We start from the raw sequence: 26,016 nt of genomic DNA, 5'->3' as shown, positions 1-26,016 counted from the left end.
CGTCCTCGCGAAAAAAGCCAAACCGACTCATTTTTTGAAACGAATCCACAATGCTCGACGTAATCGGTTATTTTGCGAACATCGCCCGTTGTCAGCGCAAGGGCGCTTTGGGTACGTTGCTCGGCATGCGAATCGTCCCGTTGCTGCTCGCCGGAATCCTCTTGTTGCCAGGCTGCCCCGGTGACCCGACCATCACCGGTCCTTGTCAGCCCCAGGAATACGGTCACCCAGGCTGCCCGTGGCCCGAGGAGGGCGGCGGCGGGGGCGGGGGCGACGGAGGAGGCGGCGGCGGTGGGGCCGGCGGCGAGGGCGGAGACGGCGGCAGCGGCGGGGCCGGCGGCGACGAGACCGCCTGCGCCGGCGACTGCATCCCGCCGGCGCCGCTCGGATGGTTCGGTCCGGCGCTCCTCTGGTACGGCCCGCGGGACCAGGCGCCGGACTGCCCCGCCGCCGCGCCGAACGCCAGCTATGAGGGGTTCGCCGACCTGGCCCCCGCGCCGTTCGCCTGCGCCGCCTGCCTGTGCGACCCGCCCGATGCGGCAGCGGCCTCGTGCCAGCTCCCGGTGGGCTGGTCGGCGCACGCTTCGGCCTGGTGCGATGAGGCCCCCAGCGCCGTCGAGACCGCCTTCGCGGCGCCCGAGGCCTGGGACGGCGCCTGCACCGCCGAGAACGCCATCCCCGCCGGCCAGGACTGCGGCGGGCAGGCGTGCGTGCAGTCGCTCTCGATCGACGCGCCCGCCGTGACGGTGACCGCCGCCTGCACGGCCAGGGTGGACGAGCCGCCGCCGCCGGCGCGCCTCGATCCGTGGCAGACCCGGGCGCTCGCCTGCGTGCCCGGCGCCTACAGCGAGTGCCCGGGCGACCGGAGCACCTGCATGCCGTCGCCGGGTCAGCCCGGGGAGCCGCCGCCCGGCGGCTTCCTGACGTGCGTCTTCCACGAAGGCGACGTCACGTGCGAGGAGCCTTATCTCGACCGGCACGTCTTTTATGACGGCGCCGACGACACCCGCGGCTGCTCCGAGTGCGCCTGCGGGGAGCCCGAGGGCGCCTCGTGCACGATCATGGCCTCGGTCTACAGCGACGGCGCCTGCGCCGACCTGCTCGCGTCGAACATCGTGAGCTCGACGACGCCGTTCTGCGGGGTCACGCCGCCCGGCGTCGGCCTCGGCAGCAAGTCCGCGGAGGTCGTCGCCGTGGATCCCGGCGCCTGCGCCCCGAGCGGCGGCGAGCCGTTCGGCGAGCTGCTGCCGGCCGCGCCGTCGACGTTCTGCTGCCTGGCGTAGGCAGCGCACCGGCACCGGGCGATGGATCCCGGGAATGCTTGAGCCCTCGCACGCGACCTGAGAGTGAGTCCAATCTGGTAATGCGCGGAGAGCACATCTTCTCCGGAGGGGCTCCGCCAGCCGCGCGTACGCGGGCGTCTCCTCATTGGAGCGTAAGCGCGGGCGGAGGCGAACGGACGCCTTATTGAACTTGCTTAGTAACACGTGGGGGCACACCGAGTTCACATCGCATGACGAATCCGGGAAGCTGACCGGAATTCATCGGGGTGGGAGGCGGCTGCTTCGGCCGATGCGGTCTCCTCCGCATGAACCTGGCATGCCGTTTGAGAATCCAGCATGGCTGCAACCACCCGAAAGACACCCCGATGCCCTCAGTAACCCATGAAGCCTTGTGGAGCTGTTCAAGAATCGGCCGAGGGTGGCCGCCGAGACGCTGCAGGACGCGCTCGGCGATCCAGCGAGCTCCACGTAAATTCAACACCGGGTTCGATTCCCGGCGCCTCCACTAAGAAGACACGGCGAGAGCCGTGGTAGAGTAGCCCCCGGACCGATTGGTCCGGGGGTCCTCGCCAGATCCGGACAAGGAGATTTCCACCATCCGGCTCTTCCGCCGAGAGGGCTCAGGGAGACGTCCAGAGCTGGACGCGGATCCTCGGCCTGGGCAGCTGTTGACGCTCAGGCTGGCTGATAGCTCGTCGAGCAGGCTCCTTGATGGCCATCGCGAGCGTGCGCGGTTGAAGCCAAGTAGGGCGATGGCCATCTCTCAGGCGTGCGCCGCTGGCAGTCTCGTGATGGCCATCATCGCTTGACGGCCGGCGTCGGCGCCCGCGAGGAACTCCTGTGCCGGCGCCAAGGACGCACCGGTCGTCGCGGTCAGCTGCCGTCCGTCCCCAGGTCGCCGACGATGTGGGCCATCACCTCGCGCTCGACGAGCTTCTTCATGCGCCCCGCCGCCGGTAGGTCTCCCGGGGCTCACGGACAGCCACAACGGAAAGACCAGGAGCCGCTCGCCGGGACGGCGGCCGAGCGCCCCCCGTGCCGGGGGCAGAGGCTCCGACGGCCTCGCGGAGGGATGGCCTCGCAGAAGGATGGCTTCGCAAAGACGGAGCTCCACGGCCCGCACCCAGCCAGCGGGGCAGCCCCTCGGAATCCGAGTTCTCTCGGCCCCGCTCTGATGTCGGCGTAGTCTGGCTGCGTGCCCGAGCGACGGCGTCGCCCGCGTTGCGCGCTGCCGGCCGAACTCTACTGCGTGTCCACACCCGTGAGATAGCCGCATTAGTGCGCGGGTTAGGACGTTGGTCGAGCGCGGGCGCGGAGAGGACGCGCTCGGTCCAGCTGCGGACCAGAACACGGCGCTAGGACACAAAATCGTCCTGAACGTACAGCTGATGCTCCGGTGCGCCCATGAGCGCTCCCCTCGTTTGATTTTTGTAAGATCAGGGGCCTGCAATCCGACCACAGAGTAGAGAGGTGACTCTGGCATCTGGAGGTGCCTGGAGGTGCTTGTGCGGGGTAAGCGCGCCGATTTGCAAGAGATGCTCGGAACGCATGAGGGTCTTCGCCGGCTTCGCGGGTGGATGACTCCATCGCTGCGGAGGGCACTCGACACGGACGAAGAGATCGATTTCGTTCAGAACGAAGTCATCCTACAACTGTGGAAAGAATGTTCTCCGGCACCTGACGTTACGCGAAGGCAAGAGATCGACGACTTGGAACTGTGGGTCGCCGGCGTCGCCCGCCACGTCGCAATAGACTGGTTACGGAAAGGGATTCGGCGTCGACGCACCGGATTAGACGCATTCGTTGAACACAACGGCAACAATGATCTACTAGGCGAACAAAGTCTCGCAGATGAGGAATTTGCCTCCTCTTGCGACACCGAGTCTGACTGTCGGCATGATGATGTCGCACACAGACAGCGCCTATTCCAAGCTAGCTACAGAGATTTGCGGCGCATTACCATAGAACGCGGATTACGAGATGGTATCCAGCCAGAAATCATCGCCAAGCGTCTGGGCACAACGCGCAACCATGTATATCAGATATCATTCCGTTTCCGGTCCGAGCTGGCTCGTCGCAGCTCTCTATCAACGGACCCGGGGCGCGTAGGTCGCGCTATCAAACAGATAAGCGACGCCGGTGGCTCCGACGCACATCATCTCGCCCGCTTCGTGATCAGCCGCGTCACTGAGACTCATTGCGAACGGGAGTCCGCCGAACTGCTCGCCAACGCTGGGCGCGGACGTCAGGGGCGCGTGCCTCGTCCGCTTGACGGCGACGTCCTCCTCCTCGCCCTCGTACTGTGAGACGAGGACGACGGGGGCACCCGGCATGCAGATCCTCTTGTGGTTCCAGACCAGCATGTGGTCGGAGATGCCGAATTTCCGAGCAGTACGCCGGAGGGAGAGCTCGTTCGTGCGGAGGATCCGCTCGATCTCCGCATGAGCCTCATGTCTGCAAACTGCACAAGCCATGTACGTCAATAAGCATGACGTGTAAAATCGAACAAACAAGCAACTGCGAATTGCCCATGTCAAGGTTTTACGATGGGGAGACGAAAAGAAGGGCGTCGAACAGCCTGGCAGAGTCATCCTTGACGCCGTGATCCTCACGGCTCCACGCTCATGCTCGGGGGCAAGCACATGAGGCGATGGATCTGCGTTCTCGGGTTGCTGGGATCCGGTGGAATGGTGTCGGCTATGGGATGTGGAGCATCGCCAGAGGTGGACGAACCTGAAGCGGCCAGCGGCGAGGTCGAATTGCCTGACTCCCTTGACGAGTGCAACCGGGCATGTCGGAACGGACAGCAGGCGATGGAGCAGTTTTGCGCCCAGCTACCACCGGATCCTCGCTTGAGGGCGGGTTGCTGGGCGGCGGCGAAGGGTAGCTTGGTCGCGTGCCTCGGCTGGTGTTACTGGCACTACGGTACTTGAAGAGGGCGTCCGCTTGACACCCTGCGGGAGGGGGCGGCAAGGTGCGTCCTATGCAGGACGACACTCCGCTCGAACCGATCGCAGAACGCCGCCTCTCGGTCGTAGGCGAGCCCGGCCGGATGGTGACCGTGACCATCGGCAAGCCGGCGCAGAAGGCGTCCGGTGACTGGGCCTGTCCGGTCGATATTCAGGGACTACAGGAAGCGGTGCGAGACTCGGCCTACGGCGTGGACGCCGTGCAAGCTCTACAGCTCGCCTTCGAGGGAGCTCGTCAGACCCTCAAGAAGTCCGGGCTTCCCGTCACCTGGTGCGACGGAGAGCCCGGAGAGACGGGATTCCCCATGGCCGTGCCGTACATCTTTGGCCGCGCCTTCGAGGACAGGATGGAGCGTCTGATCGAGGATGAGATCGAGAAGGCCGTGGAGGCGAAGAAGAAGGGGGCGTCCGGCTGAAGCCCCCTCCCGGACCCATTCGGGGAGGGGGCGTGACCGCGGGTCTCGATCGCCGATTACGGTCTGAGGGCGGGGCTACACCGGGTCGTCCTCGTCCGGGGAGGCGTGCATGTGGGCCAGCGACCCGACCCAGATCGGCGACCCGACCCAGGGCGACCCGACCCCCACTTCATCGCGACGCGTGCGCCCAGCCCCGTCGCGGAGCGGGACGCCCTGATCAGCTCGCGCTGGGGTCGGCGATGCGGCCGACGAACAGGAGGCTGCCGGTCGCGTTGTCGCGGATGAAGAACAGGAAGGGATTCACCAGCGCGAGCGTCGCCGGCGAAGGCGCCGACTCGTCGCCGACGATGACCGCTGTCGCGGCCGCCGCCTCGGTGCCGGCCTCGTTCACGCCGACAAACGCCTTGTGGATGACGTCCTGGATGTAGGGCTCTCCCTGGGCGTTGATCCCGGTGAAGTCCGCGGCGCCGGGCGTGAACGCGACCTCCATCCCCATCGCCTTCAGCGTCTCCTTGAGGCTCAGCTCGTATTCGAACTTGAACTTGGGCATCGTGGTGACGACCAGGTGCTCGCTCATCGCACCGACGATGCCGTCGACCTTCGCCGCGTCGAGCGACGCCTCGAACGCGTCGAGCGTGCCCTTCTCCGGCAGGATGATCACCATCGACAGCTCGTCCCCGTCGTAGGGCATCGCGACCGCCTGGTAGCCTTCGCCCTCAGCGTACGGTATCTCCAGACCGCCGTGCATCAGGGGCACGGTCACCTCGCTCCCGTCGGCCGTCACGAACTGGCCGTCCTCCGTCGCGGTGGTCTCGAACGGGGTGCGCCACGCCGCGTTGAAGTAGATGGCGTTCGTGAGGACCAGCACCGTCTCGGGGGTGATCGCCTCGACAGGCACCAGCTTCTCGATCTTGCCCTCGGTCTGCTCGCTGACCCAGCCGTTGATGAGATCGACCGACTCCTGCCGCTGGCCCAGGAAGTCCACGACGTGCATTCCGGCGCCGTAGTTCAGCGCGAGCGTGTCCAGGAAGGGAGCCTCGAACGGGTAGCCGATCTGCCCCCAGAGCGCGTTCACGACATTGAGGCGGAAGCCCTTTCCGTCGGCGCCCTCGGCGCCCTGACCGCGGCTCTCGAGCTCCTGGTCGAGCCAGTTGAACGCCGGGTGGAGCTTGTCCTGCCCGAGGTCGAAGTGCAGCGTGCCGGCCATCGCCGTCTCGGTCTCGCCCTTCGCGCCGGCCCACGTCATCGCGAGCGCCGTCGAGATGCTGTAGGGCGAGTAGAAGACGTTGCCCGGCTCCCCGCGGAGCTGCTGGTAGAGGTCGAGCGAGAATGCCGAGTTGCCCGAGACGAGCGCGGCCCCGTCCTCCGCCGGCACGTCCGGCGTCGAGATACGCTGTTTGTCCGAGGCGACCACACATCCGGGCTTGTCTTGGCACGCCTCGCCCCCAGGGTCGGGGTCCGGGCCCTCGAGCGGGTCGGAGGACGTCTCGCAGCCGAGGATCGCGGCCAGAGACAGGACGAACGGCGGAGCGCAGGTTCGAAGGGTTCGTAGCATGCCGCCCCGCCGAGCATTCGCCGTGCCGCGCCGGCCCCCGAAGCGCGGGCTCCCGCGTCCCGAGGCGACACGCGCGGCTCTCCCGAGGCGCCGCACGCCGCGCGCGGCCGACCCCTGACATCCGGCGAAAGGGCTGGCCCGGTCTGGCACACGATCCCGGCCCGCGCCCGGAGCAGGCGGCCGCGTGTCCTTGTATCGATCGCTCCCCCGCCTGCGCGCCTCATCGCGCGGCGCCGTGGCACGCCGCGGTGACGGCGCGCCCGGGGCTGGACGACGTCCCCCGGAGGTTGCCAGGTGGACGGCGGCGACGCTCGATGAGCTGCAGACAGGACTCTCGCGGGAGCCCGATCTGCCCTACGAGATCTACGCCCAGCGGAGCCCATGGTGGATTGGCTACAGCGATGAGGTCACGCCGGGCGTGTGGACGTGGGCGAACGGGAGCTCGACGTACACGCTAGTACATGGGAGCGCGATCCGCGGTGACCACGGCGGCCAGCCCGGAGCGCCAGACGCAGTCGGGGTTAACGAACCCGGCGGCGAGGAGCATGGTGAACTGGTCGCCGAGCGTCGTATAGCGGTCGTGAGCCGTCACGTGATCCATGAGCTCGTCCATCTCCGCGTCGCTGCAGTTCTCACGACAGTAGGTCAGCCAGCCCGCCCAGTGGATGGTCTGCTCCGTCGGGTTCGAGAAGAGGAAATGATCCCCGATGCGGATCCTGCCACCGAGGGCCAGGCCCCGCCAGATGCGCCGGAAGAGAGAGACCTGATCCTGCACATGGTGCAAGCTGATATTGGATATCACGAGATCGAAGCTGCCCTCGTCGAACTGAACGTCCTCGAAGCGCGACACGATGAAGCGGAAGCGCGCCGCCGACGAGGGATGAGCTGCAGCGAGCCGGGCCTTCGTGAGATCCACCATCTCCACCGCAGCATCGACGAAGGTGATGCTCGAGCGCGGATAGCGCGCGGCGAGCTCCAGCGACAGCCTGCCGCTCCCACAGCCGAGCTCGATGATGCGGCCGGCCTCGTCGGGCAGACCGTCGAGCAGGCGCGTGAGCAGCTCCGTGTAATTGGGGCAGACATGTCGAATGTGCGCGTCGTAACGCTCCGCCATCGCGCCCCAATAGCCGAATGCCGTCGTCTCGCTCGGTCGCAGCATGATTCCCTCCGGTTGACGTTTCGATGAAGAGGCCAATGGGCAGATTCACGGCTGCGGCCTGCCCAATCCAGATCTCGTCAGCGCTGACGCCTGGGTCGCTCCCGCGTGGGGCCGAAAGCCCTGTGAGCGACATTCCAGCCGGGTCCGTAACGACGAATCGACGCTCGCGTCCGCCCCAGAGCGGCTCGACACGACCATATGCCCGCCCTGAAGAGAGACGTGGCTTCACCGCTTCAGTGTTGGCCGTTTCGTCGCGATGCACAGCGACGGCTTATACCACGCAGATCCACCGCTACGTCCGCCGTGTTCGTGCGAGGGGCGCGCTCGCGCGCGACAAGCCCGCCGCGACACGTCGCCCGAGCGGTCACCTTCGATCGCGGAGCGCGGCGCCTACGACGGACTCCAGGGGCCCGTGGCTCGTATTTTTCCAGGGAGGGTGCTAAATCGGAGAGAGAATTCCCCGTCGCCTGAGAGGCCGGGAGGGCGGCGTCTACCGCAAGCGATGCCAGAGCTCGGGCGCGTCCGCGAGGGGTTTGCGGCCGAGACGGAGCGGCGATGACGCGGTTTCGATGAGCATCTTCAGGATCCGGGTGCTCCTGCCGTCATCGCGTCGCAACCGGCCTGTGGACCCGGAAACCGCTCAGCCATCCACGCCTGCCACGACGTCTCGGCACGCGCCGCTGCGTCCTTGGCCTGGTCGCCGTACAGGTAGATGCGGATCGGCAGCAAGAGCTGTCCGCCCATGGGCATCGCGAACATGTGCGCGATCCCCGGCGCCGGCTCCTCGAGCCGGAGCAGCAGCTCCGGGAACTCACGCGGACCGACGCGCTCGGCCACGCCGGCGAGGGGCGGCGCGCCGGCGGACGTGCTCACTCGCTGTCCCTCGGCGGCGCCCGCGAGCCCGAGCCCACCGACCAGCGCGTCCCATCCCGCGGCCCATGCCGCGACGTCGGGCCCAGGGGCGACGCCCATCAGCTGGAACGCCACGCTGGGCAGGCCGCGGAAATGCGACAGATAGAGCCGCAGGATGCGGAAGAAGGCAGCCCAGCCATGCTCGTGGCCCTCGAACTGCTTGTCCCAGTCATCGGTGCTCGCGAACCAGCTATGCACCACGCGCACGACGCACGTCCCGCCGGACTGCGCCTCGACGATCCACTCCGTCCCGACGCTCGGGGTGCCCGGCCCCATGTCATCCGGGCTCTCGGCGGCGAACCGGCGGGGCGGATCCCAGGCGGTGATCTTCGCGACCGAGTCCATGCTCGATCCCGGGCCGAAGTGAGAGACGGTGGTGCCGCCTTCGCGCTCCTCCACCTCGCTCGGCACGAACCACGACGAGATCCCGGGCCCGGTCGCGATCGCCTCCCATACCTCTTCGGGACTGCCGGGGACCTCGACCTCGGCTTGCACGGACCGGCGTCCAGACGCCTCTTTTCTCACTGGCATGTTGGCTCCTTTCGGGATGTCTCGTTCGGTGTGGGTGTGGGGTGAGCGACGATCACGAGGCGGTGCGGCCGCCCGCCGGGCGCCGACTCATCGTGGTATCGCGCGACGAGCGACGTCACGGCCCGGGTGAGCTCGTGGCTGAAGGCGGCGCGCTCCGCCGGAGACCGGAAACGAACCTCTGTGTCGATCGACAGGGTGGCCAGGTGCTTGTCGGCCTCCCGCGCCCGCCGCACGAGGTCGCTGACCTCGCGCACGACGCGGGCGCCCAGCGCGATGAGGTAGCTCGCGGAGAGGCGATCTGCAGTGCGCGCCGGATCCGCAGCGGCAGGCCCGAGCGCGCCGGGCGACACGACATAGGACGCCGCGCTCGCGACCAGCAGGCGCTCCGTCAGCCCACCCCACCGGCGCGTCTCGGCCACGCGCACGAGCCCGTGCGCCTCGAGGGCGCGCAGGTGGTAGTTGAGCTTCTGGCGCGCGATCCCGAGCCGCCCGGCGAGCGTCGCCGCGGACGCCGGCGCCGCCAGCTCGGAGAGCAGCCGGCTCCTGACAGGCTCGAGCGCCGCCACCGCCGCGGCCGGATCCTCGATGACGTCGACGTCGAGCATGAGACTGTACCTACCCTTGACAACTTTTCTTGTCAAGGGTCGCCCGCCCTCCCCTTCCCCGGCGCGGCTCGCTGGCCGACGCTCCCCGCTGCGTCGCGCGACCGGCTCGGATCCGTGGTACTTCTCTTCCCGACGGTCCTCCGCTCGGCGCGCGCGCCCGAGGCTGCGTCGAGCGCTGCGGCCGGATCCACGCAGGGAGCCTCGATGAATGATCTGGCTGCTCAGGCGAGCGAAGCACTCGGGCGCTCCGGCGCGGTCCGCGAGCGCGAGCGCGAGCGAGGAGACGGATGGGCCCGGGTTCAGATCGAGCTGCACGACGAGGCCAATCCGCTCGTCGTCGACGTCGTGGCGAGCACGCGCGCCGCCCCTTCCAGGGTTCTTTACATGCTCCCCGGGGGCGGGCTGAGCTTCGCGAGCAACTTCTTCACGCCGCGCGACCGGAACATCACGCACTTCATGCGCGGCCACGGTTACCTGGTCATCGGCGTCTCGCCGCGCGAGGACGGCCTCGACCCGGCGTCACCCGCGTCGAACGACGCCTCCCTGGCGCGATGGGGGTTCGCGAAGCGCAAGCAGGACATCCACGGCGTCATCACCGCCGTCGACCGGTGGCTCGGGCTGCCGCACGACGTCCTCGGTCACTCGGCGGGCGGCGCGCACGCGCTCGACCATGCGGCGACGTATGCCAATGGCCCGGGCAAGGTCATGGTGCTCGACACGACAGGTCCCTATGATCCCGTCGCCGAGCCGACGTACGCGGCGAACGCGCTGGCGACGCTGGATGCCTACGAGCGGCTGCTCGCTCAGGGCCGGTTCACCATCGACGCAGCCGGCGGGCTGAGGGCGCTCATCGCCGCGGCGGCCAGCGACCCGCTGGGCGATTCAGGCGTGCCCCGCGCTGTCGGTGGCGGCTCCACCGGGAGCTTCACGCGGGCCGGGCTCGTGCACTACGGCCTCATCCACACGAGTCGGCTCCCGGGGCCCACCACGCCGCTCACGGGGCTGCCGCAGAGCTGGTTCTACGAGCAGGGCCACCTCGCCGGTCAGTACACCTTCGCGGCCGACCCGCAGCAGGATCGGTTCGAGCTGACCCACACGCCGCTGGCCGTGTTCGAGGACGCGATCGCCGCGCTCGGGAGCGGGCTCGTCACCACCGCGGGGATGCGCGATCTCCTCGCCATCTGGTCCGGCGCTCCGGCCTACGTCATCGACTGGAGCAACATCCGGGCGAAGGTGGTCTGGGTCAACACCGAGCTCGGCAGAGGCGCTCACCCGCGGGGCGCGCAGCTCATCGCGGAGGCCGGCAATGCGGACGTCCGCTTCCGCGTGGTCCCCGGGTACGGGCACGCCGATCCAGTCTTCGGCCGGCGCGCCGAGGCCGACGTCTGGCCGCTGCTGCTGGAGTAGCCGGGCGCGCGGTCAGGCGCTGCCGGCGGCGAGGAGGTCCCCCGCCTCGATCTCCCGGTAGATCGCCGCCAGGCGCTGCGCCCAGGCCTCCACGCCCTCGGCGCTGAGCAGGCCGTCCTGGCGGATCTCGAGGAGCACGGCCGGCAGGCCGCGGGCCTCGCCGTACACGGGGATCCCGTAGTCTCCGCCGTCGGTGATGCGGTACGGCTCGTTGTCGCCGACGCAGAGCCCGGGCTCGCGCCGCATCGCCTCGAGGAACAGCGCGGCGAGCCGCCTGTCGCGCCCGTAGAGGACGGCCGCGTGCCAGGGCCGGTCCTCGCCGAGCATCGAGGGCGTGAAGCTGTGGACGCTGAGGATCGCCGTGGCCTCCCCGCGGCCCCGCCGCGCGTCGAGGAGCGCGGCGATCGCGTCGTGGTACGGCCAGAAGCACGCTTCGGCCCGCGCCCTGGCCTCGTCGGCGCCGATGGTGTTGCCGGGGATGGGCACGCCGCAGCTGATCTCGGGGATGGAACTCGGCGAGCCCAGCGGCCGGTTGCAGTCGATGACCAGGCGCGAATAGCCGGAGAGCACGAGCGGGGCGTCGAGGAGCGCGGACAGCCGGCGCGAGAGGAGCGCCGCGCCGATGTCCCAGCCGGTGTGCTGGCGGAGCGCTTCCTCCTGCATGGCGAGCTCGGGGAGGCTCCGCGGGACCGCGTTGGAGGCGTGATCGCAGAGCAGGACCGCGCTGGAGCGGCCGTCAGGGTTCACCACCTCGAACGCGGGCGGCTCGTCGGGCGCAAGGATGCTGAAAGCAGGCGGAGGGGAGCTCATGGCGTCTCGCCCGAGACATAGCAGACCCGGGCGACCCCGCGCCGCGCGCGATCAGGAAGGCGCCGTCATGCAGGCGCGCAGCGCGAGCTTCGCGCGGTGCAGGAGGACCGCGACGTGGCCGGCGGAGATGCCGAGCGCGCGCGCCACGTCCTCTCCCGGCTGCTCCTCGAGCATGCGCAGCGTCACGACCGCCTTCTGGATCTCGCAGAGCTCCTCGACGCACGCGCGCAGGCGGACGTGCTCCTCGGCGCGCGCGATCGCCTCGTCGGTCGCCAGCGCTTCCCCCGCGGCCTCCGGGTGCGCGTCCACGTCCTCGTGCGGCCGCGCGCGGAAGTGACGGCGGCGCCGGTTGCGCGCGGCGTTGCGCACGATGCCGGCCAGCAGACCCCCCCACGCGCCCGCGTCCTCCGGGAGCTCGCCCCGGTGCGCGAGGGTGAGCAGCGTGCAGAGCCCCTCCTGCACGCAGTCGACAGCGTCCTCGGGCGTCACCCCCTCCCCGCGCGCCAGCGCGGCGAGCGCCGAGCGCTCCGAGCGCACAAGGTGCGATACATGGCCCAGGATGTCGTCCGCGTGGTTGAGGGCGTCCATGGTCTACGCAGGTCAGGTCTCGAGCCGCGCCCACATTACAGCGTCGAGGGCTGTAATGGATGCCGGTGTCGAGACCTGGCCAGGCATGGAGGATCGCGCAATGTCCACGAATGCTGTCCACGAGGTCGACGATCTGAGCTTCGACGCCGAGGTGCTGGAGGCCGGGGTGCCTGTCCTGGTCGAGTTCACCGCGACGTGGTGCCCGCCGTGCCGCGCGCTCGCGCCGATCCTGCACAGGCTGGCGGAGGAGGGCGCCGGGCGCCTGAAGGTGGTGGCGGTCGACGGCGACCGCTGCCCGGCGCTCGCCCGCCGCTTCAACGTCCGCGCGTTCCCGACGGTCGTCGCGCTGGACGCGGGCAAGGAGGTGGCGCGCCACGTGGGGCTGACAACGAAAGAGAAGCTCCTGAAGCTCGTCGAAGGCCGGGGGCTCCCCGGGGCGGCGCGGGGGGAGCGGGCGCCCTCGCCGGCGTGACGGCGAGACACGGCGCCCTCACCGCCGTCACGGCGTCACGGTCGCTCTCCCTGGCCTGGTGAGGCTGCGGCGGGCGAGCCCGATCGAGCTCGCTCCGGGGGGTCGCGCGGGCGGCGCGGTCCGCCCGCGCGCTACCGTCGTTGAGTGTCGCGGTCCCGCTGCGCGCCGCGATCCCGATGCGTGCCGCGATCCCGATGCGTGTCGCGCTGCTGGTCGGCGGCGGGGAAGCTGACCCTGCGTGTCGTCTCCTCGGTCCCGGAGACCTTGAACGGCCCCACCGGGAGCGGGTCGCTGACCGGCTTGCCGTTCTCGTCGAGGAGCGTGATCGTCCCGACGTAGTCCTCCGCGGTGACCTGCACGCTCGCGTCGAACCGCTCGCACGGGACCACCTGCCTCGTGACGTGGTTGTTCTCCGTGCTGATGAGCATCAGCTCGACCGCCTCGGCGCCGTATGCCTTGCACTGTTCGGCTTCGGTCTTGTCCTCGATCGCCCAGTGGACGGTGACGAACCCCATCTCCTCGGGCTTTGCTTCTCCAGGCTGTCTCTCTCCAGGCTGTGTCCCGTCGGCCGCATTGTCCATGCAAGCGACCAGCGTCGCTGCACAGACCGCTGCCACAGAGTAGATATTTCGCATGCCTACCTCGCTGTGCTCGGCGCACTTCCGGCGCCGCGCCCCGCGCCCAGCAACGCAAGTGCCACACGGACATCACGGCGCGGCGGCGAGCTCGGCGCGCGCGCCGGCAGGGCCGCAAGCGCGGGATCGCCCGCGCTCCAGCGCCGCGGCGCGCGGGGCGCCTTCATCGAGCCGGCGAGCGCGGGGCTCCGGCGACGGGCACGCGCTGCGCGGTGGCGAAGGTGAGCACGGTGAGCCTCCGGCGAGCACACGAGCATGGGTATCTGTCAGCAGGCGGAATCGACCGGTACGTTGAGCCCCGCGCTGGAGCGCACCTGTCGCTCGGCTTGCGCGGCCGTCCGCCTGGCGGCGTCTGCCCGGCGGCGGCGCGCCGTGTCACGGCAAGTTGGCGTCCATCCAGGCGAGCCGCTCCCGCAGGAAGTCGCGCATGACCTGCAGCTGGCCCTCCCACGTGGGCACGGTGGGGCCGCCGACGAAGCCGGTCTCCGACTCGATGACGCTCGACACCGGCCACTTCGCGTAATCGCGGACCACGGCCTGCGAAAGCGGCGCGCTCAGGCTGTTCATGCGCTGCTCGATCGACGCCTCGGACAGGAGCGTCCCGCGGAGCTCCGTGTAGCGCGCCCTCACCTGCGCCATGAAATTCGGGTCCGCGGTGAGCTTCTGATACCAGTTGTTGACGTTCCTCTGGCCGCTGAAGCGCCAGCCCGTGTCTCGCTCCGACTCCGGCGTCGCGCTCTTGGCGCCCACGCCGCCGAGCGCGAAGTTGTAGTCCCACAGCGGGCCGGCCTCGAGCTTCTGATCGCGGTCCTTGTGATAAAAGGCGCTCCGCACGTAAGCGTCGACGTTGAGCGTCAGCTCGCTGATGATCAGGTAATCGATGAACGACGGCACGTCGATGTACGCCGAGTAATCGCCGATGGGCGTCTGATGAACGGTGTCGTGGAACTGCTGGATGTACTGCGTCAGCCAGGTCTTCTGCTCGTCGTTCAGGGGGTCGGGGTCCACCACCTCGAGATCGACCCAGCACGTGCCGCCGCTGTCGCCCCCCGGACGCGGGCCGCCGAAGCCTCCGAACCCCGGCAGGGGATCCGAGCCCGTGCAGGTGAGCAGCGGCTCCTCGGCGGCAGCCTGATCGAACTTGAAGATGTAGCCGCCGCTGATGTCGGGCAGCCCCCGGTCCTCCTCCTCGAGCTGCGCGAGATCGGTGCGGACCTTGTTGTTCTTGATCGTCTCCGAGACCCAGTAGATGCCCTGGTAATCCGCGTCGCCGAGGGGGCGCGCGTCGTAGTTCAGGTAGACCTCGGCGAACTCGCTGCGCGGCGCCTTCAGCCCCATCTCCTGGCCGAGGGAGTAGGTGAACGGATTGCGGATCAACGTGCGGTCATAAAAGGGCGGGATCAGCGCCCAGTCCGAGTCGGCCGGCATGCCGAGCACCGAGTAGTCGAGGTCCTTGCCGTCGTTGTCCCACAGCTCGAGCTTGTATGGCGTCTGCGGAAAATTCATCGATGATTGACCGCGCACGTGATAGCCCGCGCGCATCGCCATCGTGGGCAGCGAGGCGATCGAGGCCACGCCGTTGACCGGCTCCCAGATCATCACCGCCGCGTCGAAGTAGACTTCTTTATCGGTCGGCTTGCCCATGCCGTAACCGTCCACGACCATGATCGGAAGGTCGGAGGTCGCGTCGATGGTGCGCGCAATGTAGAGGCCCGTGCTCACCGAGCCGCGCGCGGCGCCCCCCACGAACACCTGCGCGCGAACCTGCGTCGTGGCCGTGAAGGTCACGGGCTCGCCCGTGTACACCGTGGAGGCCGCGGTCGGCGGCTGCCCGTCCACCGTGTAGCGGATCTCGCCCCCCTCGACGGTCGTGGTCATCCCGACCTGGATCTGGTCCCTGAACGTCTGGCTCGGCGTGGAGAACGCTACATCGCCGACCAAAGATGGGTTCACCGGCGTGTTGTCATCGCCAGAGCTCCCGGGGCCGTCGGGTGCCTGGCCACAGGCAACGCACACAGCCACGAGGACGAGCGAGACAGAACGGTGAAGCCAGGCAAAGCGCGTGCGTTTGTCCGTGTTGCTTTTTTTCACTGTGGACCTCATCAAGAATCCAAGATCTCGTCATTCTACTGACACACAGGGCTTGCGCGCTACCCGTTTCTCGCGCGGCGCTGCGGGGCGCAGGCCAGCGCGGCGCCTGCGGGAATTATGAAAGCTGCCTGGAGCGCATCCCCTGACACGGCACCCCTGTTTCCCTGGTTGCGCGGGAGGCCTGCCGGATTGCCAGGCCGGAGAAGCTGCCGTGGGCCGCGCGGCGCAGGGTGGACCCACGCGCGAGCCCAGCTGTGCTCGCGCTTGCGGTTCATTCTGGACTGATCGTTCCAGAATGATCAGCCCAGATTGAGCCGCAGGGACGAGGGTCAGCCGAGTCCGGCGGGGTCCCCGGAGCGCGCGACGAGCAGGGCTTTCGGGCTCGGCGACCCGGTAAGAGCGCCCGCGCAATCAGCGACGAGCTTGGGTTATCGGGTATCGGCCGGCGCTGGCCGATGTCGCCCTCATGGCGCGGGCGCGACCTGAACATCGATGTTATCGGCGTCGCATGGTGGACCATCCCTCAGAAGATGCTTGAAATTTGCGGCCGATTTGGACATGTTCACCGCCGGCCGGACGCAACAGGCGCCGCGTGGCGGCTGCGTCGAGCCCGGCGCATCGCACCTCGGAAGGCACAACCGTTCATGCACACGCCCGAGAACGCTCACGACAGCCGCCGGGAGGCTGCGTGGGGCGTCGTCTACGGCGTCGCGGCCTACAGCTCCTGGGGCATCGTCCCCGTCTTCTGGAAGCAGCTCCGCCACGTCGGCGCGGTCGAGATCCTGGCTCACCGCACGGTGTGGAGCCTGCTCGCGTTCGCGGCCCTCACGCTCGCCACGGGGCAGCTCCGCGCGCTCGGCGCGGCGCTGCGCGACCGGCGCGTCGTCGGCGCCATGGCCGCGACCGGGGCGCTCGTCTCGGCGAACTGGGTCCTGTTCATCTACGCCGTCGCCGTGGGGCGCGTGCTCGACGCGAGCCTCGGCTACTTCATCAACCCGCTGCTCAGCGTGCTGCTCGGCATGGTCTTCCTGCGCGAGCGGCTGCGCCCGGCGCAGTGGCTCGCGCTCGGCCTCGCCGCCGCGGGCGTCGTTCACCTCGCGGTGCGCGCGGGCTCGGTCCCCTGGATCGCGCTGGCCCTGGCCGGGACGTTCGGTGTCTATGGCCTCCTGCGCAAGGTCGTCGCCGTCAACTCGCTCCCTGGCTCCACCCTGGAGACCCTGTTCATCGCCCCGCTCGGCGCGGCCTACCTGGCCACCCTCCATGCGCAGGGCGCCGGCGCCATGGGCCGCGCCGACCTGCGGACTCACGTCCTCCTCGCCGCGACCGGCATCATCACCGCGCTGCCGCTCGTCTGGTTCACGAACGCGGCGCGCCGGCTGTCGCTGACGACGCTCGGTTTTCTCCAGTACCTCGCGCCGAGCGGCCAGTTCCTGCTGGCCGTGCTGGTCTATGACGAGCCGTTCACGACCACCCAGGCCGTGAGCTTCGCCTGCATCTGGGCCGGGCTCGCGCTGTTCAGCGCCGACGCCGCGCTGCGCGCGCGCCGCGCCCGAAGGGGCTCGGGCTGACGGCCATGCTCGAGCCCAGCTGCGCTCCTGGGGCTCATTCTGGACTGATCGTTCCAGAATGATCAGCCCAGAATGCCCGCACGCGCGAGGGTCACGACATCCCCGCAGGGTCCCGCGCCGCGCGATGAGCAGGGGCTGAACTCCCGTGTACCCGGGGACACCCCCGGGTGACGACGTAGTCTAGCGGTCGTCTCGGGCGGAGAGCACCCGCCTGATCCGGCCGGCGATACCCCGGCTCCGGGCGATGACCGTCACCTGGCTCCTGCTCGCCACCGCGTAGCGCGTCCCGTCGAGGTGCTCGGCCACGCCGTTCGCTTCCTGGAGGATCAGGGCGCCGGGAGCGTGGTCCCACGGCAGCAGGCGGTAGTAGACGCAGAAGTCCTTCTCGCCGCGCGCGACGCTCGTGTACTCGACGCAGGCGCAGCCCGCCTCGGCGGCCGGACGATAGGCCCCCTCGGCGCGCGCCTCGACCTGCGCGCGCAGCTCGCCCGGCATGAAGCGGGCGTAGATCGTCCCCGCCGGCGCCCCCGCGCCATCCGCGGCATCCACCTCGAGGCGGGCGCCGTTCAGGTGAGCGCCCGCGCCCTCCTCGGCGGAGAAGGTCTCTCGCCGCGCCGGCAGGTGGATCCAGGCCGCGCGCGTCGCGCCGCCCCTCAGCAGCGCCACCATGACCCCGAAGCGGTCGTTGCCCTCGACGAAGTTGCGCGTCCCGTCGAGCGGATCGATGAGCCAGCTCCAGCCGTCCCCGCCGAGCGCGCCGAGCAGCCGCGGATCCGCGTGCGCCGCCTCCTCGCCGACCGCCGCCGACCCGGGCAAGAGCCCGCGCAGGCCCCGCGTCAGGCGCCGCTCCACCTCGAGATCCACGGTCGTCACGACGTCCGCCGGGTCCGAATCCGTCGCCTTCGCCGTCACCTCACCCGGCGCGAGCCGCCGCCAGAACGGCAGCATGTGCTCGCCCGCAACCTCCTCCAGGAAGGCGCCCACGCGCGCCGGATCGGGGATCGACATCGCGGGCACCCTACTTCCCCTGGCGCCGCGCCTGCCAGCCAAAGCGGCGCGCGCCTCGCCGTGCGGCGCCAGCAGCATCGCCTGCGGATCCAGTGCTCCCGGAGCAGCACAACGCGGCGCTCACCCCGTGAAATGAAGGCCGCCGAGATGCCGGCACACCCGCTGCATACCGAGCGCGCCATGCATAGACGTCAGTTCTTGGGAGGCGCTGCGGCCGCCGTGTCCGGAGCGCTCCTCGCAGGCAAAGCCCACGCTGCTGGGCCGAGTGTCATCCGTGTCGGCGTGCCCGGCGTCGGCGTGGGCAACCGCCCCGTCACGGGAGGCAGCTTCTTCTCCTTGCTGCACCTCCAGGGCAGCCTCGCCGAGGAGTTCAAGAAGGACGGCATCGAGGTCAAGTGGAACTTCTTCCGCGGCGCCGGTCCGGCCGTGAACGAGGCGGTCGCGAACGACCTGCTCGACATCTGGACCCACGGGCACCTGCCCTCGGTCGTCGGTCGGGCGAGCGGCCTCAAGACGCGGCTCCTGGCGAGCGCCAGCCGGCGCGGGCACGCGTACCTCGTGGTGCCCTCCGACTCGCCCATCAACGGCGTCCGCGACCTGCGCGGCAAGAGGGTCGCCTTCCAGAAGGGCACGGCCACGCAGCTGTCCGCGAACCGGATCCTCGAGGGCCACGGGCTCACCGAGCGGGACATCCGCGCCATCAGCATGGACGCTTCCACGGCCAAGGCGGCGATCGCCACGAAGGACATCGACGCTGTCTTCGGCGGCACCGACTACCTCTCCCTGCGCGACCAGGGGATCGCGAAGATCGTCTACTCGACGAAGGGCGACTCGCCGACCTACCCGAGCAACTCGGGCATCGTCGCGCGGGAGGGCTTCATCAACGATCACCCCGACGTCGTGCAGCGGATCATCACGCTCGCGGTCAAGTCCGCGGCGTGGGTCGCGGACGAGAAGAACCGGACGCAGATCTTCCAGCTGTGGTCGAAGTCGGGCACGCCCTTCGCGAACTACAAGGAAGCCCAGCAGGGCGAGGACATGAAGCAGAACGCGAGCCCCCTGCTCGACGAGTACGTGGTCGCCCGCTACAAGGCGGCGGTCGCCGACTCGAAGAAGTTCGGCCTGATCAGGAACGCCTACGACGTCGAGCCGTGGATCGACCGGCGCTTCCTCAACCGGGCGCTCAAGGACCTCGGCCTCGAGCGCTTCTGGGCCGAGTGGGACGCGAACGGCAAGCCGAAGGGCTGACCGCGCGAGGGCGCGCCGCGCGCCCGGCGAGCGTGCCCGGACCCTCCCGCGCGGCTTCCGGAGAGAACCCGGCTATCCACCGCTCGTGCTGGTGGCGGCCCTGAGGATGGTGTGCCAGCTCCGGCCACCGTTCGGTCGCGGATCGACGTTGGCGCCGAGCGACTCGTCGTTGGCCCCTTGATTGCGCTGCCCGAGCGACGCGAACCTCCTCGCGCCGCGCAATGTCCGCTCGATCCAACGCAACGGGCCGGAAGTCGCGCTGGCGCTCCTCTCCCGGGTCTCACTCAGGTTCCGCTGAGGCCGCGCTTGCGTCGACACCTGGGGCCGCGCTTGCGTCGGCGACAGGCCGACCTCGCTCGTGCGATCCATCGCAGCCTCCGGCCTGTTCATCGGCCAATTCGTATGATCGGTGCCGTGCTTGAGCTCGAAAACCGCGTGCTGGATGTAGTTCTGGAGCCACCTCCTCAGGAATGAGCCCACTTTGCTGTGCCCGCGGGGCGCTTGCACGGGCTTGCTCAAGGTCTGGCGCCGCGCCACCGCCGATGAGCCCGTCGGCGAGCTCGTCGCGAGACCCGACTCGTCGATGAAGGTAAGGGGGTCGTGCGCCGCGTAGGCGTACGCGTGGCACTCGAGCAACCGCGTCACGCAGAGCTCGGGCTCCACGAGCGCATACGGGTCCGGCGTCGCGAAGCTCCCGAGCGAAGGGACGTACTCGCGCGCCCCCATGTGCACGAGCCCCGTGTCGGGATCGCGCAGCTGCCCCGTGAACCCGAACACCAGCTCGGTGCTGTCGAGCCCGGACGACCCGTCCTCGATGTCCGGAGCGAGCGTGCCGAACGGCGTCGGATCGGCCGAGAGAACCGCCTCGCCGCGCTCGTCGACCACACGCCGCACCACCCCGAGCTGGTCGTCGACGAGCCCGAAGACGCGCGTCTCGTTGACGAGGAGCGCGACGCGCCGATCCTCGAGGCGCACGAGGCTCTGGCGCTCCACCCCGTCGTCGCGCGTGGTCCGCGTGGGATACACGACGAGCGACGCCGGGACTTCGCGGTCCCCTTCGCGACGGAGCGCGCGCCTGGAGATCCGCTCGCCGAACGCGTCGTACCCGTAAACGACGGCCCCTCCGTCGACCTCGACGCGCCGGAGCCGCCCCCACGGGTCATACGCGGCGCGGCGGAACGGCCCGAAGGAGACGAGCCGCCCGAGCTCGTCCAGCTCGCCATCGCCCCCGTCCGGCAGCGGCAGCACGTCGCGCCCTGCCTCACCCATGAAGGGGTGCGCCTCCGTCCCCTCGCCGAACGCGTCGACCTGGCCGGACGGAGTGTACGCGTACGCGTGGGCCACGCCTGGCGCGACCGCCCCGAGGAGCTCGCCGCGCGCGCTGTATGTGTACGAGGTGACGCGGGGAGCTTGGCCGCCGACGTCGCCCGCGCGGGGGGCGGCATCCCGCGCCGCGACGATGCGCCCGTCCGCGCGGCGGTCGAAGGTCACGTCCTGCAGGGCCCCACGATCGCACGGAGTCGGGCCGTCGCCCGCACACGCGCGGAGATGGGTGAGCTGCCCCGAGCTCGGGTCATGGCCGACGTGACGGTGCAGGCGGGCGGACGGGACGCGGTAGCCCGCGAGCTCGCCACGGGCGTCATAAGCGATGTCCGCGAGGAGCGTGACCGCCGCGCGCCCGCCGGCCGACCACGCGATCGACGAGGGGGCGCCACCCGGGATGCGCGCGAACTCGAGCGTGTTGCCGAACGGATCGCGGTACGAGGCGAGCGTGCCGTCGAGGCCGTACGAGAGCCGCTCGTCGTAGGCGCGGCGCGCATCGTCGGCCTCGAAGGTCGTGCGCCGGCCCGTGACGCGACCGTCGCGACCGTACTCGAACGCCGTGTAGAGGCGGTGCCCGCCCACGCGGTCGATCACCGTCGCGCCGACGAGGCGTCCCACGAGCGCGGGCTCTTCCGGTTCGCCGTCGCGCGCGTCGTACGCGAGCGAGATCTCGTCCCAGCCCTCCGGGCGCGAGGAGGACGACGCGAACAGGGTGCTCGTGCGGTCGAGCGCGTCGTAGGTCGCCTCGATGCTCTCCGAGGCTGTGAACGCGCGATCCCAGGTGCGCTGCTCGATCACGCGCCCGCGCGCGTCGCGGATCCACAGCCGCGTGATGCCGCCCGGCAGCGACGTCATCGCGATGTCGCCAGCCGAGTCGTAGGCCACGCGGCGCGGCGCCGCGGCCCCCGCGAGCACGATCGCGCGCAGGCCCCCGCGCTCGTCCCGCTCGTAGCGATGCACCTGTCCGAGCTCGTCGACGATCCCGTAGACCACGTCCTCATCGCGCGCGATCGTGAGGCGCGTCTCGACGGCTGCTCCCGATCCTGCGCCGAGGTCCCTCTCCACGCGCTGGCCCCACGGCTCGTGGGCGATGCGCGTCACGAGGCGCGCCGCGTCGGTGCTGGCCACGACGCGCCCGAGTCCGTCGACAACGGTGCTCGTCCCGCGCGCCGCGTCCTCGGGCGGCGAGGGAAAGCGCCCCTCGTCAAAGGCCGGTCCGATGCCCATCTCGCTGGAATACGGGAGGGCTTCGAAGACGCGGTCGCCGCGGCGCCCGTGGCGGGCGAACCAGACGATGCGTGCGCCCCCCGCCTCGCGCGCCACCGCCTCGCCGCGGATGAGGCCGTCGGCGCGGAAGGCGACGAGACGCTCGACGAGCGCGCCGTCTGCCGCCGCCGCCGCGCGCCGCTCCGTGAGGCGAAGGAGCGCGGGGTCCTGGTCGCGCGCATCCCGGTACGCAACCCTGACCTCCGCACCGCTCGAGCGCGCCACGCGTACAGGGCGATGGAGGGCGTCGCGCTCGGTGAGCTCCACGTCGCCCTGGGGCGTCCGGACATGCGTGGGCAAGAAGCTCCGCGCCGGGATGACCCCCTCGGCCCCCGGGGCGAGCGCCGTCAGCGCGCAGCCCGCCGGGCCGTAGCAGTACTGCGTCGCGTGGCCGAGTGCGTTCCGCGTCTCGACCAGCAACACGCCGGTCGCGTCGTAGACGCTCGTGTCCAGGGATCCGAGCGCGTCCGAGGTCTCCACCACATTGCCGAAGACGTCGTACCGGGCGACCTGCACTCGCGCCCGCGGCGCCTCCAGCGGCGCCCGCACCGCCGCGGGCAATGCGGCGAGCGCCTCTGCGTCAATGAGGAGAGGCTGGGTCGTGCGGACCGGCAGCGGGACGTCAGGGCCATAGTCGTAGGATGTCTTCTCCAGCACCCGCCCCGACGGCTCCGCGAGCAGCGACCGCTCCCGCACCGCCGTGAGCACGCCGCGCGCCTCCCAGCCCGCGTCATACGTGAAGGTGTTCACATGGCGCCGCGCCGGCACCTCCGTCCCGTTCGGCCCGACGACCGCGGACGCCGACTCCTCCTGGCGGACGAGCCGGTTGTAGGTCGTGTCGTACGTGAAGGTCTGCGTCACGGTCGCCGCCTCCGCGCACGGCCCCGCGACGCACGCGGGCGGGCAGCCCTTCCCGCTGCACCGCGTGTCCCGCGCGCTCGTCTGCCGCAAGAATGCCGGCGTCTTCGGCCCGGGCGCCGGTGGCACCAAGGCCCACGTCTCGTCGTGTACCCAGAGCAGCGCCTCCACCTCGTAGGGCTCCTCATCCCAGGTCTCTGCCGTCTGCGACGCCCCCAGGATGCCGCTCGGCCACGCGCTCGCGCCCGCCGCGATCCGCGCTGCCTGCGCGCCCGAGAGCCGCGGGTGGAACGACTCCTCGGTGCGCAGCTTGCCGGCGAAGAAGCGCCTCACCGGCGCAGCCGCCGACGACACCTGATAAGCGCGCCGGCGAACGACGCTCGCCGAGCTGTCGTCGCCAACATCGAGCTCCTCGCATTGCCCGAAGCCCGCGAAATCGCGCTCTCGCTCGTTGAAGTACGGCGCGTGGTACTGAAACTCGTGCACCCGCGGCGCCTCGGCGCCCGCCGCCGTCAAATGCCGCTTCGCCACGGTCACCGGATACGGCAGCGCCCGCACCCGCGCGTCGTCCCGGCCGAAGCGCCGCGCGTCGCGGATCAACTCGTCCGTGCTCGTCGCGTACTGCACGGCGTGCCTGAGCCCAGGGCCCTCCTCCGCGTCCGACAAGAGGTCAGGACCGATCAGGTTCTTCACCCCGTCTCGGTTGAAATCGATGATCTTGATCCGCCCTCCGCTCGCGTTCGCCTCGTAGACGAGGATCTCCTCCACGCCGTCGGCGTCGATGTCCAGGACCCGGGTGTTCCACTTGTTCGCCGGATCGACCGACACCCCTTCGTCCAGCGGGATTCTCCGCTCGGCGGCGAAACCCTCCGCTCCTTGTCCGAGCCACACACCGAGCTCGTTGGCCGCCGCCGTCACGTTGACAAGGTCCATGTCCCCGTCGCCGTTGACATCGATCAGCCACATCGCGTTGATGTTCTGGCTCGCCGAGAGCCCGGGCACCGACACGAACCGGCCCTGCGCGCACACCGGGTCGTTGACGCTCGGGTCCCCGAACAAGAGCGTTCCCGTCGCGAGCTTCGCCACCGACGTGGAGCCTGATGAATACGCCGTCACCTTCCCCTGGTTCTCGTAGACGCAGATGCCCTTCTCTCCGCCTCCGCTCGACCGGATCACCGCAAAGTCCGTCAGCCCGTCGCCGTTCGCGTCCAGGAAGCGATACGCCGGGTTGTCGAGCTCCGTCCCCGCGCCCTGCCGGTACGGGAAGGTCAACCCCACCAGCGGCTTGAACGACAGCGCGCTGGCGCCCGGCTGCGTCACGTTGATGAACGCCGTCCACGTGCTGTCCGTCGACCCGGCCACCGTCGTCAAGAGGTCCGCCTTGCCGTCGGCGTTCAGGTCCACCGCCTGCGTCCGGCTGCGCGCGAACCGCGAGAGCTCTACATCCACCAACGTCGAGCTCGCCGCCGCCGCAAAAGGACGCGTCCGGTCCGCGCGGCCCGCGTGGTGCGCGAGCTCCGTTCGCGCCCCCGACGCCGTCGCCTGCACAAAGTCCGTTCGACCGTCACCGTCGAAGTCGCCCGGCAGAAACACGCTCGTCGCCTGCGCCGCCGCGTCGAACCGCGGAACGTCGCTCCGCGACACCCCGCCGATGGTTCGCTCCACCGTGAGCGGCGTGCCGCTGGTCGTGAACAGGCTCGCCTCCGCGAGATCTCCGCCGTTGTACGACGGCACGCTGGTCCCCTCGCGCGCAGAATACCGCACGATGTCCGCGAGGCCGTCCGAGTTGATGTCCATCAGCTCCGAGCCACCGCTCGGACCGAAGCCGAACACGTCCGGCACGTCCATGTCATAGACCAGCTCGTGGCCGGACAGGTCGTCGGCTCCCCACCCCGTGTACCGGAACCGGATCAGCGGCTCGGCCGCCGTCGACCGGTCGAACGGTGCTTCGCTTCGCCCGAACCGATAAACGCCGAGCAGCTTGCTCTCGCTACTGAGCGCCGCCGCCACGCGCTGCCGGTCAGACTCGAAGTCTTCGCTCGCCAGCGCCTGACAATCCGCGTCCGTCACGAGCTCGGGGCCGCTCTCGCCGTGCACCGCGTGCACGAAGCACCACGTGTACATCGGCTCGCCGTCGAAGCTCGCCGACAGCTTCGTATAAAGCTGCCCCGGCCCCTGCGGGTAGCCCATCAGATGGCTCACCCGCCCTTCGCTTCGCGGCACCGACTCCAGCGTGTACACCGAGCGCCCCCCGGCGAACCGCACGCTCCTGAGGTACGAGCGCTCGGCTGCCTTCGTGTACTCGTACGACACCGCGTCGCCCGCCGGCGAGATGGCGTGCACGAGCGGCCACCGCGTCGGGAAGAACCCCGACGCGACCGCCACCCCCTCCGCGACGCTCGCTTCCTCGCTGTAGATCTCCCGTCGGCCGTCTGGATACACCACCTCGAACCCGGTGAACGCCACGCTCTCCAGCGCGCCCGACGCGTCGCGCATCGCCACGGTCCCGCCCTGCGGATATCGATAGAGCCGAACGGTCGTCTCCGCGGCGTCGAGTCGGTACTCGATCCTCGTCCTGCCGCTCACCGTCTCCTTCTTCACCCAGACCAGACGCTCGGCGCCCAGCGACAGGCGCGCCGTCACATCCTGCGTGTCCGCCTCGCGGCCTCGATACGGCACGCCCAGGTCCGTCGTCATCTCGATCGAGGGCACGCTCAGGCTGAACCCCACGCCGAACCCTTCCGAGAGGTCGACAGGCGCTTGCGTATACGACAGCGCCACCCCCGCATCGGAGGATACGCGCGTCGGCAGCGCTGGAAACGAGAGGCTCGCCGAGAGCTCACCGCGATCCGGCGAGACCGTGACGCCGAGCCCGAGCTGCGGTCCCAGCTCCGAGACATCGCTGGGCGACCCGCCCGCTGACGACACCTGACGCGAAAGCTCCTCCTCGGAGCTCGTGACGTCGTCCCCGGGAACGTTGCCCCCGCATGCTACCAGCGCGAAGGCGAGGCCAAAAGAGCACAAGGTTCTTCGTTTCATCGTGCGTCATCCATCGAGGTGTGTCCCTGCACGCGCTCAGCATGAGGGGCAGGAAAGCACGAGGCGGATTCGAGGCATCCGACTTGCCCATTCTGACAGGCGCGTCCGAGTGCCCCGATCCGCCGTCGTGCTCACGCTTGCATCACCGCTTGCGACCAGGACCTGCGAGCGGTGTCGATGTCACCGGTACCCAGTACCGGTACCGGTCGTACGAATCGCGCGACGCGGCGTGCCGGACCCGGAGTCGGGAGAGCCTCTCGGCTCCCCCTGGCG

16 protein-coding genes are annotated in these 26,016 nt (G+C 69.8%); 6 read left to right on the top strand and 10 right to left on the bottom strand.

Annotated features, from left to right (window positions below):
- The first annotated feature begins 125 nt into the window (after positions 1-125).
- Both WME89_RS13990 and WME89_RS13985 read left to right on the top strand, forming a co-directional pair.
- Positions 126-1,283 carry a hypothetical protein gene (locus WME89_RS13990; RefSeq protein ID WP_438009676.1) on the top strand — a complete coding sequence of 386 codons (1,158 nt, stop codon included), beginning with the start codon at positions 126-128 and terminating at the stop codon, positions 1,281-1,283.
- A gap of 2,983 nt (positions 1,284-4,266) precedes the next feature.
- A complete protein-coding gene (locus WME89_RS13985) occupies positions 4,267-4,668 on the top strand; it encodes a DUF6968 family protein (RefSeq protein WP_437930178.1) in 402 nt (133 codons plus the stop codon).
- Positions 4,669-4,885: 217 nt separating this feature from the next.
- On the opposite strand, the gene WME89_RS13980 is transcribed toward WME89_RS13985, so the two are convergent.
- From WME89_RS13980 to WME89_RS13965, 4 genes are all read right to left on the bottom strand, one after another.
- Positions 4,886-6,223, bottom strand: coding sequence for a serpin family protein (locus WME89_RS13980; protein WP_438009675.1), 1,338 nt, complete (start codon positions 6,221-6,223; stop codon positions 4,886-4,888).
- A 454-nt stretch (positions 6,224-6,677) separates the two neighbouring features.
- Positions 6,678-7,382 carry a class I SAM-dependent methyltransferase gene (locus WME89_RS13975; protein WP_438009674.1) on the bottom strand — a complete coding sequence of 235 codons (705 nt, stop codon included), beginning with the start codon at positions 7,380-7,382 and terminating at the stop codon, positions 6,678-6,680.
- Positions 7,383-7,961: 579 nt separating this feature from the next.
- Entirely contained in the window at positions 7,962-8,825 is an 864-nt protein-coding gene (locus WME89_RS13970; RefSeq protein WP_438009673.1) for an SRPBCC family protein, read from the bottom strand.
- The gene (locus WME89_RS13965; RefSeq protein ID WP_438009672.1) at positions 8,816-9,430 is read right to left on the bottom strand and encodes a winged helix-turn-helix domain-containing protein; all 615 of its coding nucleotides are present in this window, start codon (positions 9,428-9,430) and stop codon (positions 8,816-8,818) included. The genes WME89_RS13970 and WME89_RS13965 overlap by 10 nt, the downstream gene beginning before the upstream one ends.
- 204 nt (positions 9,431-9,634) lie before the next feature.
- Here WME89_RS13965 and WME89_RS13960 point away from each other — a divergent pair, with 204 nt between their 5' ends.
- Entirely contained in the window at positions 9,635-10,837 is a 1,203-nt protein-coding gene (locus tag WME89_RS13960) for a hypothetical protein (RefSeq protein WP_438009671.1), read from the top strand.
- A 12-nt stretch (positions 10,838-10,849) separates the two neighbouring features.
- Here WME89_RS13960 and WME89_RS13955 read toward each other — a convergent pair whose 3' ends face one another.
- Both WME89_RS13955 and WME89_RS13950 read right to left on the bottom strand, forming a co-directional pair.
- Positions 10,850-11,647: an N-formylglutamate amidohydrolase gene (locus WME89_RS13955; protein ID WP_438009670.1), complete on the bottom strand. Its 798-nt coding sequence runs from the start codon at positions 11,645-11,647 to the stop codon at positions 10,850-10,852.
- 51 nt (positions 11,648-11,698) lie between these two features.
- Positions 11,699-12,235 carry an RNA polymerase sigma factor gene (locus WME89_RS13950; RefSeq protein ID WP_438009669.1) on the bottom strand — a complete coding sequence of 179 codons (537 nt, stop codon included), beginning with the start codon at positions 12,233-12,235 and terminating at the stop codon, positions 11,699-11,701.
- Between the two features lie 100 nt (positions 12,236-12,335).
- On the opposite strand from WME89_RS13950, the gene WME89_RS13945 reads away from it, so the two are divergent.
- Positions 12,336-12,707 carry a thioredoxin family protein gene (locus WME89_RS13945; protein WP_437309588.1) on the top strand — a complete coding sequence of 124 codons (372 nt, stop codon included), beginning with the start codon at positions 12,336-12,338 and terminating at the stop codon, positions 12,705-12,707.
- 131 nt (positions 12,708-12,838) lie between these two features.
- Here WME89_RS13945 and WME89_RS13940 read toward each other — a convergent pair whose 3' ends face one another.
- Together WME89_RS13940 and WME89_RS13935 are read right to left on the bottom strand one after the other, a co-directional pair.
- Complete coding sequence (locus tag WME89_RS13940; RefSeq protein ID WP_438009668.1) at positions 12,839-13,222, bottom strand: hypothetical protein; 384 nt, start codon at positions 13,220-13,222, stop codon at positions 12,839-12,841.
- A gap of 495 nt (positions 13,223-13,717) precedes the next feature.
- Positions 13,718-15,295 (bottom strand): CotH kinase family protein, encoded by a 1,578-nt coding sequence (locus tag WME89_RS13935; protein WP_438009667.1) that lies wholly within the window; start codon positions 15,293-15,295, stop codon positions 13,718-13,720.
- A gap of 782 nt (positions 15,296-16,077) precedes the next feature.
- Here WME89_RS13935 and rarD point away from each other — a divergent pair.
- Positions 16,078-17,001, top strand: a complete 924-nt coding sequence (gene rarD, locus WME89_RS13930; RefSeq protein WP_438009666.1) for an EamA family transporter RarD — start codon at positions 16,078-16,080, stop codon at positions 16,999-17,001.
- A 180-nt stretch (positions 17,002-17,181) separates the two neighbouring features.
- On the opposite strand, the gene WME89_RS13925 is transcribed toward rarD, so the two are convergent.
- Entirely contained in the window at positions 17,182-18,009 is an 828-nt protein-coding gene (locus WME89_RS13925) for an inositol monophosphatase family protein (RefSeq protein WP_438009665.1), read from the bottom strand.
- A gap of 180 nt (positions 18,010-18,189) precedes the next feature.
- Between WME89_RS13925 and WME89_RS13920 the strand changes: the two genes are divergently transcribed.
- A complete protein-coding gene (locus tag WME89_RS13920) occupies positions 18,190-19,257 on the top strand; it encodes an ABC transporter substrate-binding protein (RefSeq protein ID WP_438009664.1) in 1,068 nt (355 codons plus the stop codon).
- Positions 19,258-19,329: 72 nt separating this feature from the next.
- On the opposite strand, the gene WME89_RS13915 is transcribed toward WME89_RS13920, so the two are convergent.
- Complete coding sequence (locus WME89_RS13915; protein ID WP_438009663.1) at positions 19,330-25,743, bottom strand: RHS repeat-associated core domain-containing protein; 6,414 nt, start codon at positions 25,741-25,743, stop codon at positions 19,330-19,332.
- Positions 25,744-26,016: the final 273 nt, after the last annotated feature.

The sequence above is a fragment of the Sorangium sp. So ce321 genome, assembly GCF_051530195.1.
Taxonomy (GTDB): domain Bacteria; phylum Myxococcota_A; class Polyangia; order Polyangiales; family Polyangiaceae; genus Sorangium.
The sequence above is the reverse complement of the archived record's forward strand: the minus strand, read 5'-3'. Positions and strand labels throughout refer to the sequence as shown.